General features: G+C 72.3%; 10 protein-coding genes. 7 read left to right on the top strand and 3 right to left on the bottom strand.

Annotated elements, in window-relative coordinates:
• Window positions 1–7: 7 nt before the first annotated feature.
• The 3 genes from P3X83_RS32120 to P3X83_RS32110 all read right to left on the bottom strand — a co-directional run bounded on the left by P3X83_RS32120 (window position 8) and on the right by P3X83_RS32110 (window position 4,455).
• The gene (locus P3X83_RS32120; RefSeq protein ID WP_277309053.1) at window positions 8–2,104 is read right to left on the bottom strand and encodes an NACHT domain-containing protein; all 2,097 of its coding nucleotides are present in this window, start codon (window positions 2,102–2,104) and stop codon (window positions 8–10) included.
• An 80-nt stretch (window positions 2,105–2,184) separates the two neighbouring features.
• Window positions 2,185–3,426: a YcaO-like family protein gene (locus P3X83_RS32115; RefSeq protein ID WP_277309052.1), complete on the bottom strand. Its 1,242-nt coding sequence runs from the start codon at window positions 3,424–3,426 to the stop codon at window positions 2,185–2,187.
• Window positions 3,427–3,627: 201 nt separating this feature from the next.
• Window positions 3,628–4,455, bottom strand: coding sequence for an RNA methyltransferase (locus tag P3X83_RS32110; protein ID WP_277309087.1), 828 nt, complete (start codon window positions 4,453–4,455; stop codon window positions 3,628–3,630).
• Between the two features lie 144 nt (window positions 4,456–4,599).
• Between P3X83_RS32110 and P3X83_RS32105 the strand changes: the two genes are divergently transcribed.
• From P3X83_RS32105 to P3X83_RS32075, 7 genes are all read left to right on the top strand, one after another.
• Window positions 4,600–5,259 carry a hypothetical protein gene (locus tag P3X83_RS32105; RefSeq protein ID WP_277309051.1) on the top strand — a complete coding sequence of 220 codons (660 nt, stop codon included), beginning with the start codon at window positions 4,600–4,602 and terminating at the stop codon, window positions 5,257–5,259.
• A 212-nt stretch (window positions 5,260–5,471) separates the two neighbouring features.
• Window positions 5,472–7,163, top strand: a complete 1,692-nt coding sequence (locus tag P3X83_RS32100; RefSeq protein WP_277309050.1) for a substrate-binding domain-containing protein — start codon at window positions 5,472–5,474, stop codon at window positions 7,161–7,163.
• A 178-nt stretch (window positions 7,164–7,341) separates the two neighbouring features.
• Entirely contained in the window at window positions 7,342–8,970 is a 1,629-nt protein-coding gene (locus P3X83_RS32095; protein ID WP_277309049.1) for a sigma-70 family RNA polymerase sigma factor, read from the top strand.
• Window positions 8,971–9,579: 609 nt separating this feature from the next.
• On the top strand, window positions 9,580–10,701 hold the full coding sequence (locus tag P3X83_RS32090; protein ID WP_277309048.1) for a GNAT family N-acetyltransferase: 1,122 nt from the start codon (window positions 9,580–9,582) through the stop codon (window positions 10,699–10,701).
• A 186-nt stretch (window positions 10,702–10,887) separates the two neighbouring features.
• Window positions 10,888–11,721, top strand: a complete 834-nt coding sequence (locus tag P3X83_RS32085; protein WP_277309047.1) for a glycosyltransferase family 2 protein — start codon at window positions 10,888–10,890, stop codon at window positions 11,719–11,721.
• A gap of 5 nt (window positions 11,722–11,726) precedes the next feature.
• Window positions 11,727–12,674 carry a glycosyltransferase family 2 protein gene (locus P3X83_RS32080; RefSeq protein WP_277309046.1) on the top strand — a complete coding sequence of 316 codons (948 nt, stop codon included), beginning with the start codon at window positions 11,727–11,729 and terminating at the stop codon, window positions 12,672–12,674.
• Complete coding sequence (locus P3X83_RS32075) at window positions 12,671–13,474, top strand: polysaccharide deacetylase family protein (protein WP_277309045.1); 804 nt, start codon at window positions 12,671–12,673, stop codon at window positions 13,472–13,474. Before P3X83_RS32080 ends, P3X83_RS32075 begins: the two co-directional genes overlap by 4 nt.
• Window positions 13,475–14,962: the final 1,488 nt, after the last annotated feature.

Genomic DNA, 14,962 nt, shown 5'->3' with positions numbered 1-14,962 from the left:
GTCCCGCTCATGGACGCGGGTCGTTCGCGGCCCGCCGTCCCCGCGCGAGGTGCTCCTGCAGCTCGATGTGCCGGAACTGGTAGTACGGGCCCTCCGCGCGCAGCAGGCCCAGCCGGTGGGCGTCCTCCAGGAAGCCCATGGCCCGCAGCGGCAGCCGCCCCCGGGTGGCCAGGCGGGGAACGGTCAGCGTGTAGGCCAGCCAGGCGTGGTGACTGCCGAGCATGAGCCCGAACAGGAGGCCGAGCACGAGTCCGCCGACGATCGCCACACTCGGCGCGAGCTGCGCCTTCTGCCCGATGTATCCGAACATGAGGCCGACCACGAGCCCGCTGACGGTCCGGATCACGGTCAGGTTCCGGTCGGCTCGCAGCGTCGAACGGGGCGAGCGCGCGGTCGCCTCGGTGGTGGGGTGCTCGACCCAGCGGATCAGGCTGAGCACCACGACGAAGCCGATGCCGGACAACAGGCCGATCTCCCTCGCGCCCGCCACGGCCGCCTGCGCCCCGCCCACCTGGTAGGCCATCATCCAGCCGATGACTGCCCCCAGCGCGCCGACGATCAGGCCGTCGCGCAGCACCCGCAGCAGGGCCGACGCCCTGCCCCTGAGCTGGAAGTCGGCGTGGCCGGGCGACTCGGTGAACCAGGATCCGATCATGACCATCACCACGACCGCGGCCAGCAAGCCGAGCGGGAGGCCGGTGACGGGCTCGCCGGTCAGTAACGCGAAGGTCATGCCGACCAGGATCCCGATCGTGATGCCGGTCACCACCCGCACCGGACGGCTGGGCGTGTAGCGGGCCAGGTGCCACCACGCCATGTCGCGGGGGTCGTCCTCACTCTGGACGAGCTGGCGGGACAGGTAGGTGAGCCAGCGCCCGACGTGCTCGGCGGGCCACGCGTGCTGCGGGCGGAAGGGCTGGGTCGGGCCGTCGGCGGGCGGCCGGGCGCCGACCAGGGCGGGGATGAGCCGGTCGCACAGATGGTCGTGCAGGTCGGCGGCACTGCCCCGGCCGAGTTCCAGCAGCGGCGCGGGATCCTCTCTGGGCGCGATGTAGGTGGCGCGGACCAGCCAGAGCCCCAGCGACGTCGAGGTGACCTCGGCCAGGGCCGGCACGGCCCCGGCGCGCAGCGCCACGAGGACCCGGGGCCAGGTGGGGGACGCCACCGGGGGCAGGCAGGCCCGCAGGTACTCGGCCACCGCGTCCGGGGTCATCGGCTGCGGCTCGATGACCGCCGCCGCGGTGAGGACGTCGCCGATCGACTCGACGGACTCGGCGAACTGCGCCGTGCGGCAGGTGAGGATGAGCTGGTCGGTCTCGTGCATGGAGCGGTTCAGCGCGTTGAGCAGGTTCGCGCGCACGCCGTCCGGCAGTTCGTCCACTCCGTCGATGACGGGGAGCACCTCGCCTCGCGCCACCAACGCCTCCGGGATGGCCTGGCCCAGTCTCTCGGCGCGCAGCGCCGGGTAGTCCGCGGCCAGCGTCGCCACCAGCCAGTCGTTCAGCCGTGGGTGGGCGCGGTCGTCCCAGCGCCCGGCCGACAGCAGCACCGGGACCTGTTCCTCCGGCTCCCGAGTGCGCAGCAGTTCGAGCATCAGCTGCACGGCCAGGGTCGTCTTGCCGCTGCCTGGACCGCCCAGAATGACCAGGCGGCGGCAGCGCAGCCCGCGAAACTTGCGTGCCATGTCCTCGATGTGGACGTCCAGGCCGGGAAAGGCCACCGCGCCCTCGGCGATGATCTCGGGATGGTCGGCCAGCTCGCGGCGCCCGGTCGAGCGCCAGGGCAGCGGCATGGGCTCCGGGTCGCACAGCGAGCGCAGCACGGTCTCGTCGCGCCACTGCTGGGTCACCAGGCCCGCCAGGATGTCCTTGGCCCGGCCGATGTCCTCGGAACTGGGGGCGGCAGCAGGCGCACCGCGCCTGTGCCACCAGGTCAGATATCGCAGCAGGCCGTTGCCGAGCGCCACCGCGCCGCCGACGGCCGTGACCAGTGAGCCGAGCCCGGCCGTCACTCCGGTCGTGCCCGCGCCCAGGTTCCCCCGCAGCCGCTGGGCGATCAACAGGAACGCGGTGGACAGGGCCAGGAGCAGTAGGCCCAGGATCACGGAGGCTCTGGTCCGGGGACTTCGCCATCCATGTTGTCCAGACATAAGGCCATTATGTGCAGACCAAGAGTGACCGCCGATTAATGGGCCGACCTGCAATGACGGCGGACCGTAAAATTCACCGCGTCCATCCCCCTACGCCCGGGGAGCACGAGATTACCGTCGGTGACGACCATGAACCGCTCCAGACCCGGCACGATCACGTGGACGGCGGTGACCTCGCCGGGGAGTGCGCACGCCGTACGGCGGTAGACCGTACGGCCCCGCGCCGCCAGCAGCGCGGCGATCTTCCGGGCCTGTTCGGCAGGCGATCCCGGCGGCGCGGGCTCGCCGGGAAAGGGAGTCGCGGGCACCCCGGCCAGGTATGCGGTGAGGTCGAACCGCCCGCACGCGTGCAACGCGGGATGGGCCGCCAGCCCGCCGAGATCGCCCCGTGTGGAGGCCGGGCCTTCGATCAGGCTCTCCCCCAGCGTGACCTGCACCAGTTCGGTGAGCGCCCGCCACGCGGCGTGGGCCGGGCTCAGCGACGTACCGGCGCCGCGCCGATGCGGGCGGTCCCCGGCGGGAGGCGTGTAGGCGAGCATGGCCGGCACGCCCAGGTCGGAGGTGATGTCCAGCAGCCATACCGGCGAGCCGGTCACCTCAGCCGCCGCCGCGTACGCGGCGGCCGGGCCGGGCGGAAGCGTGCGCGGGTCGATCGGCCGGGGCAGGGGGCCGCGACCCCCCAGGAAGGCCCGCACCAGGAGCAGTGAGAGGGCGTCGCGCTCGATCGCCTCGTTGAGCGCGTGCAACAGCGCCTCGGCGGCGGTGACGCCGACGGCCGAGCCGCTGTTGCAGCTGTAGCGCCGCAGGTGGGAGTAGTCGCAGTCGTCACCCGCCCGCTCCCGCTCCCCCGTGGCGCCTTCTTCGACATACCAGGGCGCGAACAGGAACAGCGGCACCAGCGTGGTGCGCCCGCCGTCGAGCGAGCGGTAGGGCAGGCAGGCCATCTCGCGGCCGGGCGTCGCGGCCAGCAGCGGCGCGCACGCCTCCGCACGCAGCGGACCCGCGGCGATCCGGGCGGGCGGGGCCCGCTCGACAGCGGCCGGATCGAACCGGGCGGGACCCGTCAGATAGTGCTCGACGGCTTCGAAGACCGCCCCCACCCGGGCCTCCCCTGGCCCGCCCTTTCCCATTCCGCACGCGACCGGAACGCCGCCGTCGGCAAGCGCGCACCACCAGGCGGTCGGATCGCGGCCGCCGCCCGCGTCGCGGAGTTCGGCCCGCAGCCCCAGCGCGGCCACCGCCGCGTCGGCCCGGCGACCGGCCTCGTCCAGCGGCACCACCCGCTCCGGTGGCGGTGGCGTCCGCCTAGGACTCACCGTCGGCGGGCCGTGCGGCGAGCAGGTCCGCGAGGAGGTCGAGCTCGGCCTGGGTCAGGTGCTGGGCCTGGCGGTCCAGCGACTCGACGCGAATGTAATCAACCACGTTGCCCATCCGGATCCCCCCTTGTCTCCGAACCTTCAGTGTAACTTCGCAGCCCGTTACCGCTGGGCGGCGGTGTGTCGCACCAGGTCGTGGGCGGCGACGGCCGCCGCGGCCACGACGTTCAGCGAGTCGACGCCCGCGGCCATCGCCGACGGGCTCATCGGGATGCACACCGCCTCGTCGGCCTCCTCCAGCCAGCGCGACGACAGGCCGTCGCCCTCCGAGCCCAGCAGCAGCGCCATCCGGCCGGTGGGCTCGACGCCGGAGAGGGGCGTGGCCTTCTGGTCGGGCGTCAGGGCGAGCGTGCGGTAGCCCGCCTCGCGCAGCCGGGACAGCCCTTCGTACCACTCGCCCATCCGCGCGTAGGGGATCGAGAACACCGCGCCCATCGAGACCTTCACCGCGCGGCGGTAGAGGGGGTCGGCGCAGCGGGGCGACAGGGCGATGCCGTCCACGCCCAGCGCGGCGGCCGAGCGGAAGATGGCCCCGACGTTGCCGTGGTCGACCAGGTCCTCCAGGACCATGATCCGCCGGGGGGACGGCCCGGCGAGCAGGTCGGCGAGCGGGAGCGGGGGCAGGCGCCGCATGGCGGCGAGGGCGCCCCGGTGCACCTGGAACCCGGCGACGTCTCGGATGACGTCGTCGGCCGCCACGAACACGGTCGCGCCGCCGAGGACGTCGGCCAGGGCGTCGAGCCTGCGCCGGGTGGTGAGCACGGACCTGACGGGGTGACCGGTGGCGATCGCGCGGCGGATGACCTTCTCACCCTCGGCGATGAACAGACCGTGCTCGGCCTCCAGGCTCTTGCGCAGTTCGACGTCGCGCAGCCGGGTGTAGTCGGCCAGCCGGGGGTCCGCCGGGTCGGTCACCTCCACGATCTCGATCACCTTCGTATCCTCCCATGGGCCCCCGGAGGAAACGGGTCAGCGCCTAACCGCTTCTTTGCGCGCACTGGAACCAGTGACCCTATGCGCTGGGTAGGGTACGTAGCGCTGTCGGCGGCCGGGAGCGGATGACGGGAGGTCACGGTGCCTGACCAGCGTGTTCGCTCGCTCCCGGCCGCGTCAGCAGCCTCACGCGAGGGCGGGGCCGCCGCCTGGGCGCGCGACGCCCGCGCGGCCCGGCGGCTCTCCACGCTGACGCTGGCCTGGTTGGGCCTGGAGAGCTGCCTCGGGCTCGCCGCCGGGTTCTCCGCGCACTCGGTGGCGCTGATCGGCTGGGGCCTGTCGGCCCTGGTCGAGGCGCTGGCCAGCCTGATCGTGGTGTGGCGGTTCACCGGGGCGCGCACGTACAGCCCGCACGCCGAACGGCGGGCGACCGCCGCCGTGGCGGTGTCCTTCTGGCTGCTCGCGCCGTATCTGGTGGCGCACGTCATCTACGACCTCGGGGCGGGCCACAGGTCCACGCCGACCCTCCTGGGCATCGTGGTGACCTCGGTGAGCCTGGTGAGCATGCCCGCGCTGGGGCTGGCGAAGCGTCGCCTGGGGGCGCGGCTGTCCTCGGCGGCCACGGCGGGCGAGGGCACCCAGAACCTGCTGTGCGCGGCGCTCGCGGGCGGTGTGCTGGCCGGGCTGTGGCTCAACACGGCGGGCTGGTGGTGGGTGGACCCGCTGGTCGCGCTCACGCTCGCGGCGGTGGCGGTGCGCGAGGGACGGCGAGCGTGGCACGGCCGGCTCTGCCGCCACTGACCGCTGTTTCCCGCCCCAAAAGACCCGTTTTGCCACTCTAAGCGCACCAAGTATCGTTCTAGGAACATTGCGGCCTGTCTCTAGATAGGGTGACCCCCCGCATCCACCGACCGGCAGAAGAGGACATCGTGGGCGGACGTCACCGCACAGACGACTCCGGCGACGGCGGCTACGGGTACCGGCCGCCGCGCCGTCGCGCGAGGACGGGCCAGGTGCTCGTACCACTGGCGGGAGCGGTCGCGCTGGCCGTCCTGCTGGGCGTCGCCGCGTTCGTGATCGTCAACCGCGACCGGCAGTGCGCGGGGGGCGAGCTGGCCGTACGGGTGGTGGCGGCCCCGGACATCCAGCCCGCGGTCACGGCCATCGCCGAGGAGTACAACGCCGCCCGGCACAAGTCCGGCGACCGGTGCGTGCGGGTCGGCGTGCAGGCGCAGGACTCCCCCGGCGTGGCGAACGCGCTCGCGGGCAGCGGCGCGACGGCGGGCCGTACCGAGGTGGACCTGTGGATCCCCGACTCCGAGATGTGGCTCGGCCGGGTGAGGCCGGGCGGTAAGCCGCCCGCCGTGGCGGCGACCGTCGCCCGCTCGCCGATCGTGCTGGCCGCCACCCGGTCGGCGGCGTCCGGGCTGCGCGAGAGCCTGGGCGAGCCGAGCTGGGCCAAGCTGGCCGAGGCGGCGAACGCCGCCGACCCCGACGGCGGGGCCGGTCGCGTGCGGGTGCTGACCCTCGACCCGCGCCGGAGCGCCGTCGGGCTGGGCGCGGCCCTGGCCGCCGCCGGGGTGCTGCGCGCGGGCGGTCAGGAGGACCAGCTCATCGGCGCGCTCAAGCAGCTCTCCCGATCGCTGGCCGGGTCGCCCGAGGCGCTGCTGTCCAGCCTCGACGTCAAGTCCCGGAAAGTCCCCGTCGGCGTGGCCTCCGAGCAGGGGATCTGGCGGCACAACGCCGCGAAGGGGTCGGCCGACCCGGTGGCGCCCCTCTATCCGCGCGAGGGAACGATCAGCCTGGACTACCCGGCGGTGGTCACCACGGCCGATGACGCCGTCGCCACGGCGGCCCGGGGGTTCGCCGCCGAACTGGGCCGCGAGCGTGCCCGGACGGTGCTGCGCGAGCACGGCTTCCGCACCCCGGACGGCGCGGGCGGCGAGGCCCTGTCGTCCGGCGCGGGCTTCGCCGCCAAACCGCCGCGCGCCCTGGCCACCCCTGACGCCAAGGCCGTCGCCGCGCTGGCCCAGTCCTGGTCGCGGCTCAACCTGGGTACCCGCATGCTGGCCCTGTACGACGTGTCGGGGACCATGGCCCTGCCGGTGCCCCGCGCGGGCATGGACCGGATGCGGGTCATCTCCCGGATCGGCGTGGAAGGGCTGCGCCTCTTCCCGCCGGACAGCGAGATCGGCTTTTGGGAGTTCTCCACCCACATGAACGGCCGGGGCACCGACTACCGCGAGACGGTGCCCGTCGGCCCGCTCACCGAGAAGATCGGCGGAGTGCTCCGCAAGAACGTGCTGGCCCGGCACCTGGCCGGGGTGCGCGCCAAGCCGACCGGCGACACCGGGCTCAACGACACCATCGACGCCGCCTACGAGCGGATGACCGAGGACTACCAGGCCGACAAGATCAACACGATCCTGGTCCTCACCGACGGGGCGGGCAACGACGACCCCGACGGCGGGCTGTCCGACGCGGAGGTCGTCAAGCGGCTCAAGGACCGCTACGACCCGGCCAAGCCGGTCAACATCCTGATCATCGCCTTCGGTCCGGACGCGCCCAAGGGCAGGCGGAGCATGCAGGCCCTCGCCTCGGCCACCGGGGGCGAGCTGTTCATCGCCAAGGACGTGATGCAGGTGCGTGAGATCTTCCTGGAGGGAATGAAGCGCCGCCTGTGCGCGCCGAACTGCGACGGCTGACCGCGTAGGCGATAGCCCCAAGATCTGCATGAAATATGCCTACTTGGTATGTCTAGGCCATACACCGCCCTTTACGACAACCAACTCCCGGCAGACAGGCGTCCTACGCGCGTGGGGCCCTGGCGCGGGCAGGTGATCGACACCCGCGAACGAGCCCGTCCCGCGGGGAGGAAGATTCGTGTCCGGATGGCCGAACACCGGCCGCGCCGACGACCACCTACTGGTCGAGGCGCTGCGGCGCGTGGACGCACACGCGCCCGCCAGTCTCTACGACGCGTACGCCGAACGACTCAACGACTACGCGTGCTCCCACCTGCCCGACCCCGAGGCGGCGGCCGACGCCGTCCACGACGCGCTGGTCACCGCGCACGGGTCGGTGGGCCGGCTGGGAGACGCCGGGCGGCTGCGGGCGTGGCTGTACGCGCTGACGCGCTTCCAGTGCACCGCGCGCGGGCGCGGGCGGGGCGGTGCCTCGCCGCTGAGCGCGCCGGTCCCCGAGGCCCACGACGACCAGTACCAGGACTACGACGGTTACGGGGACTACGAGGACTACGAGGAGCCCGCCGACCCCGAGCTGACCGACCTGGTCCATGAGGTGCTCGGCGAGATGAGCGGCGGCGAGCGCAAGGTGCTCGAACTCGCCGTACGGCACGAGCTGACCGAGGCCGAGACCGCCTCCGTGCTCGGCCTCACCTCCCGGCAGACCGGCGCCCGGCTCGCCCGCGCCCGCGAGCACCTGGAGCTCGCCGCCGCCGCGGTGGTCCTCCCCAGGATCGGCAGGGCGCACTGCCCCGACCTGTCGGCGATGGTGGACTCCCTGGAGGGGCCGCTGCCCGCGATGCTCCGCAAGCGGCTGTCCGGCCACATCGGCGGCTGCGAGGTCTGCACCGAGCTGCGGCACCGGCACGTCTCCGCCGAGCGGCTGCTCGAACTGATCCCGATCGCCTTCCCGCCGCTCTCGCTGCGCCGCCGGGTGATCGACACCTGCGTCAACCCCGAACGCGAGCAGACCAGGACACTGATCGCCCAGCGCACCGAGCGGCTCGACGCGGCCGGGTTCCCGGTGGCCGCCGAGCGCCGCTCACGCCGCAGGCCGCGCCGGCTGGCCCCCGTCGTCACGGCGGCGGTGTGCGTGCTGGCCGCGACCGGAGCGGTGATCGCGGCCGGTGGCGGGGGCGGGACGGACGGCCTTCAGGCCGCGCCCAGTCCCGAGGGACCCGTCGTCTTCACCCCCGGCCCCGAGCCCACCGGGGCCGAGGAGACGCCGGAGGGGTTTTTCGAGGACGAGCCGGCGGAATCACCGGCGCCCGCCCCCGCCGCCTCGACCGGCACGCCGCCTACGCCCAGCGCGACCTCCGGCCCTGAGCGGACGACCCGGCAGGCCGTGGCCCGCCCCTCCCCCTCGCGGCGCCCGGCCCCCGGGGCCTCCGCGCGGCTCTCCGTCTCCTGCCCCGGCGATCTCGGGCGGTCCGGCGCGGGGCTGATCCAGTTCGCCGCGCGCGGCAAGGCGGTGTCGTGGAGCGCGACGGTCTCCGGTCCGATGGGACTTTCCTCACGTTCCGGACGGCTGCGCCCCGGCGCGAGCGCCGGTGTCTGGGTGACCGTCCACGACCCCGGCGAGCCGGGCACCGGACGCGTCACGATCAGGTCGAACGGCGGCGCCGCGAACTGCGCGATCTCCTGGCGGGGCCAGGATGTCGAGGCGCCGGAACCCCCTGTGGACCCGCCGGACACCGCGACTCCCGAGCCGTCCGAGACCTCCTCCACCCCGACTCAACAGGACACGTTGCAGGAGGGTGAGCGCTAGCACCTAGCTCCGGTCCGTCCAGAAGGGCATGGCTCCGGCGACCTTAACCCCGCCCTAGAGTGGAGATATGACACTCTTGTAAGATCTTCGTAGGGTATGTGGGGGATCACACTACGCTGCGGCGGTCGATCCGGTAAACCATGTCCTGGGGTTACGCGTCGCCATTGACGACCGTACGGCGTGGTTGGTCCCATGAATCCGAGACGATCAGCCATGCCTTGACTCAGCTTGACGGGGGAGCCTTCTGATGCGCACGTTCCGGGGAGTAGTCACGTGGGCGCTGTGGCTCGCGTGCGCCACCGGCGCAGCGATCGCACTGGCCGACATCGACACACCACTCCGCCTGGTCTTGACCCCTCTGTACCTTTTGGTGGTCCCAGCCGTCGCGGCCGCAGGACTGTTGCGTGATCGTGACCCCGTTGCGGCGTTAATTTTCGGCGGAGCCGCAAGTCTCGTAATAAATGTTCTTCTTGCACAGGCCATGCTGGTTTGGGATGCATGGTCCCCGCGTGCGGCGGTCGCAACGATCGCGGCGCTCGGAGGCTTCTTGTACGTCCTGCGCGTCCTGCACAATCCGAGCGTTCGCGTAGAAGAGGGAGTGGGGTCACGGTGAGCACGCAGATCACGATCGCTCGCCCGGCGGACCTCGGCCCCTCAGAGGTCGCCCGCTGGCGTGAACTCCAGCAGGCCGATCCCAGCCTGGACAACGCTTTCCTGTCAGTGGAGTTCGCCCAGGCCATGGGCCGCCTGCAGGAGTACGTCCGGGTCGCCGTCATCGAGCAGGACGGCCGGATCGTCGGCTTCTTCCCGTTCGAGCGCCACGGCTTCGGCATCGGCAAGCCGCTCGGCGGCTTCCTGACCACCTGCCACGGCCTGATCTCCGTGCCCGAGCTGAAGCTCGACGCCCGCGAGCTGCTGCGCGCCTGCCGCCTCAGCGTCCTCGACTTCGACCACATGGTCGCCGGTCAGCCCACGTTCGCCAGATTCGAGTCCGACGTGCGGCCGGCCCCCGTGATGGACCTGAGCGACGGCTTCGACGCCTACGCCGAGCGGGTGCGCGCCAACTCGCCCAAGAACTACAAGACCGTCCGCTACAAGGAGCGCAAGCTCGGCCGCGAGCACGGCGACGTCCGCCTGGAATGGGCGTCCCCCGACCCCGCCGTGCTGCGCACCCTGCTGGACTGGAAGTCCGACCAGTACCGCAGGACCGGCCGTGTGGACAGGTTCGCCCAGCCGTGGATAGTCCGGCTGACCGAGGAGATGCACGCCGCCGAGACGCCCGGCTTCGCCGGGGTGCTCACCATGCTCTACGCAGGCGACGTGCCCGTGGCGGGCCACCTAGGGCTGCGCACCGCCACCTCGCTGGTCGGCTGGTTTCCCGCCTATGACCCGGAATACGCCCGCTACTCGCCGGGCATCGTGCACCACCTGCTGATGGCGGAGCACGCCGCGCGGGCCGGTCTGCGTCAGGTGGACATGGGCAAGGGCGGCCGGGAGTACAAGGACTGGTTGAAGAGCGGCGTCCTGCTGGTCGCGGAAGGGCGGATCTCCCGGCCCTCCGCCGCCTCCGCGATCCACTGGATCGGCAGGACCCCGGTGAACAAGGCCAGAACGATCGTGACCGACCGGCCGGAGTTGTACCGGCTCGCGGATCGTGCGCTGAAGGTCGCCGGCCGGCTGCGCACAGGACGTCGGTCACAGCAACCCGGCGAACCGTCGGGATCGCGTTAGGCGTTCCCGGCGGGCGGTATCCCTCATCACACGCACCTCACCGCACCCTCAAAAAACCAGCAGCCCCAGGACTGTCATGCGCCACTCACGTAATTCACCATTCCCACTGGTCGGCTCGCTCGCGCGCCCCGGTTCCCCCTGGCAGTCGGCGCCCGCGACCCACCGCCCGGAAGGACACCACTGACCATGAGTCCCGAGACCATCAAGCACAACGGCCACGCGCACGTGACCCCGCTGCGGTCCGTGCCACCGGCCGAGCGCTTCACACCTCTCACCCCGCACCTGGCCATATCCCCGACCGTCAGCGTGGTGGTCCCCGCGCTGAACGAGGCGGAGAACCTGCCGCACGTCTTCGCGACGCTGCCGCACTGGATCGACGAGATCGTGCTCGTGGACGGCAACTCCGTCGACGACACGGTCGCGGTCGCCCGGCGGCTGCGCCCGAACGTGCGCATCGTCACCCAGCGCGGCAAGGGCAAGGGCGACGCCCTGGCCGCCGGCTTCGCCGCCTGCACCGGCGACATCATCGTGATGATCGACGCCGACGGCTCGACCGACGGGCGGGAGATCATCCAGTTCGTCGGCGCGCTCGTCACCGGAGCCGACTTCGTCAAGGGGTCGCGTTTCCTGAACGGCGGCGGCAGCGACGACCTGACCTACAACCGGCAGCTCGGCAACAAGGTGCTGACCCGGCTGGTCAACATGATCTACGGCTCCCGCTACAGCGACCTCTGCTACGGCTACAACGCCTTCTGGGCCCGTCACCTCGACGTGATCGGCGTGGACTGCGACGGCTTCGAGGTCGAGACGCTGATGAACATCCGCGCCCACCGGGCCGGGCTGCGCGTCCACGAGGTGCCCAGCCACGAGCGGGTCCGCCTGCACGGGACCAGCAACCTGAGGGTCACCCGGGACGGCATCCGGGTGCTCAGGACGATCCTGCGCGAGTGGCGCCGCCGCCCGCCGGAGCCCGCCGCCGAGCCCGCCGCCGCGCCGGCCGCCGACCAGGGCGCGGCGTAAGGGCCATGGACGTCAGCGTTGTCATCTGCGTCTACACGGAGGAACGTTGGGACGACATCCGTGAGGCGGTCGCGTCCGTCGAGGGTCAGCGGCGAGGGCCGCACGAGCTGATCCTGGTCGTGGACCACAATCCGGATCTGCAGCTCGCGCTGAAGCGCGAATACCCGGACGCCGTCGTCGTGGAGAACGGCCACGAGCGCGGGCTCTCAGGCGGCAAGAACACCGGCGCGGAGATCGCGACCGGTGACATCGTGGCCTACCTGGACGACGACGCGGTGGCGGACCCCGGATGGCTGGAGGCTTTGGAGGAGGGCTTCCAGGATCCGGCGACCGTCGGCGTGGGCGGGCGCACCGAACCACTGTGGGCGGCCGGGAGCCGCCCCCGGTGGTTCCCCCGCGAGTTCGACTGGACGGTGGGCTGCACCTATCGGGGCATGCCCGAGCGGCGCGCGCGCGTCCGCAACGTGATGGGCGGCAACGCGGCCTTCCGCAGGGAGGCCGTGACCGGGGTGGGAGGCTTCTCCTCCGGGATCGGCCGCAGCGTGCAGGGCCGCAAGAGCCGTCCGCTGGGCTGCGAGGAGACCGAGTTCTGCATCCGGCTGTCCCAGCGGCGCCCCGGATCGGTGATCCTCTTCGAGCCCGGCGCCGTGATCGGGCACAAGGTCTCCGCCCAGCGGTCCCGGCTGGCCTACCTGCGGTCCCGGTGCTATGCCGAGGGACTCTCCAAGGCCCTGGTCGCCGCCAGCGTCGGGGCCGGCGACGGGCTCTCCAGCGAGCGCTCGTACGCCACCAGGACGCTGCCGCTCGGCGTGCTGCGCGGGCTGGGCGACGCGCTGCGCGGCGACCTCGCCGGGCTGGGCCGCGCCGGCGCGATCGTGATCGGCCTGGCCTGGACCACCTGGGGATACGCGCTGGGCACCGCACGGCTCAAGCTGAGGGGAGGCGGGTCGTGATCCGCGTGCCGATCCTGATGTACCACTCGGTAACCGACCGGCCCAGGCCGGAGACGCGGTCGCTGGCCGTCCGCCCTTCGGCGTTCGCCGAGCAGCTCTCCTACGTCAAGGAGCGCGGCTTCACCCCGCTCACCCTGGGCGACCTGGTCGCGGCCGTGCACAACAGCGGCGGCCGGGAGCTCCCCGGCAAGCCGATCGTGGTGACGTTCGACGACGGCTACGCCGACTTCCACGCCGAGGCGCTGCCCGTGCTGACGCGTCTCGGCGTGCCCGCCACGATCTTCCTGACCAGCGGCTGGATGCGCGACGCGGGCGCCGACGCCGCCGGACGCCCGCTGGACACCATGCTGAGCTACGGCCAGGCGGCCGAGGTCGCGTCCTGCGGCATCGAGATCGGCGGCCACAGCCACAGCCATCCGCAGCTCGACCAGTTGCCGATCGCCGAGCTCCGGCAGGAGCTGAAGCGGAACAAGGCGCTGCTGGAGGACCGGATCGGCACCCCCGTCGCGACCATGGCCTACCCGTTCGGGTATTCCAGCGCCCGGGTCCGCAGGGAGGTCCGCAAGGCGGGCTACTGGGCGGCCTGCGCGGTCGGCAACGGGATCGCCACCGACCGGCACGACGTGCTGGCCGTGCCCCGGCTGACGGTCGGCTGGAACATGGGGATGACCAGGTTCGCCAGAGCCGTCGAGGGCCGGACGGTTCCGCTGATCTATCTCCGGGAACGAGCACTGACCAAGGGGTACGCGATGGTCAGGAGAACCAGATATGCGGTACGCCAGGTAGCACACGGTGACTGATCGCAGCCGCTCCGCCGAAGGCCCCGGTCACCGCGCAGGCGGGCTCGGGGCCCGGCTGCGGAGCCGGTTGCCCTCCGATCTCAACGACCCGCTGCTGCGCAGCGCCTACGCCCTGATGCTCAACGCGGGCGCGGGCGCGATCATCGGCCTGGCCTACTGGGCGGTCACCGCCCGCGTCTTCGCCGAGAAGGACGTCGGCGTCGCGCTGGCGATCCTGGCGGCCATGCGACTGCTGGCCGCCATCACCTCGTTCGGGTTCGTCGGCACGCTGACCCGGTTCCTCCCGCAGACCGGCCGCAGGGCCGGTCAGTTCGTGCTGCTCGTCTACGTGGTCGGCGCGGTCCTCGCGGTGGCCGGCTGCCTGGTCTTCTTACTCACCCTGGACCGCTGGGGAGCCACCTACGGCCTGCTGTCCGGGTGGGGCGCGGGCGTGGTCTTCACCGCCATGGTGGTCGTCTGGTGCCTCTGCACGCTCCAGGACGTGGTGCTCACCGCGCTGCGGCGCGCGCCTCTGGTGCCGATCGCCAACCTGATCTTCTGGATCATCAGGTTCGGGGTCCTGGTCGGCGCGGCCGTGCTCGTCTCCTCCGGTGGGGAGGTGTCGTCGTGGGCGGTCTTCCTGGCCTGGATCGCGCCGGGGCTCGCCGTCGCGGTGTGGGTGAACTTCCTGATCTTCCGCAGGCTGGTGCCCGAGCACGCCAAGCGGACCGGCGTGGGCAGGAACCTCACCGTCCGCCAGATCGGTCGCTTCCTGATGGGCGACTACACCGGCTCGATCTTCACGCTGCTGCTGAACTACGGGCTTCCGGTGCTGGTCGCGGCGCAGGTCTCGCAGGAAATGAACGCCTACTACGGCCTGACGATCACGCTCGGCGCGATGCTGGAGATGCTGAGCTACACGATGGCCTCCTCGCTGACCGTCGAGGGGGCGTTCGATTCGGCCAGGCTCGGCGAGAACTGCCGCCAGGCGCTGCGCCGCACGTTCCTGATCCTCACGCCGCTGGTGCTGGGCGCCGCCCTGTTCGCCCCCGTCGCGCTGATGCTCTACGGCGGCGGCTACGCCGAGAACGCCACCGACCTGATGCGGCTGATCGCGCTGGCCGCGCTGCCCCGGGCGATCGTGGAGCTGTACCTGGGCGCGCTGCGGGCGCTGCGCAGGGCGCGCACGATCGTCGTGGTCCAGGCGTCGATGGCGGCCATGGCCATCGGCGGCACGCAGGTGCTGCTGCCCACGTACGGGATCACCGGCGTGGGCATGGCGATCCTCGGCAGTCAGACGCTGGTGGCCCTGGCCGTGCTGCCCGGCCTGCGCGGAATCGTCAACGGCGGGCGCCGGGCGCCCTCCCCCGCCGTGCTCTTCGTGCTCCGCTGGTCGCCCGCGCTGGTCCTGGCGGGCGTGCTGCACGTCGCGCTGCCCAGGCCGCCCGCCGCCGCGACCGGTTCGCCGGGCGCGATGAACCTGCTGGCGGCGGCGCTCGGGCTGCCCGG

The sequence above is a fragment of the Spongiactinospora sp. TRM90649 genome, from assembly GCF_029382225.1.
In the GTDB taxonomy this organism is placed as follows: Bacteria; Actinomycetota; Actinomycetes; order Streptosporangiales; family Streptosporangiaceae; genus Spongiactinospora.
Note: the sequence above shows the minus strand (reverse complement) of the source record. Positions and strands in the feature narration are given on the sequence as shown.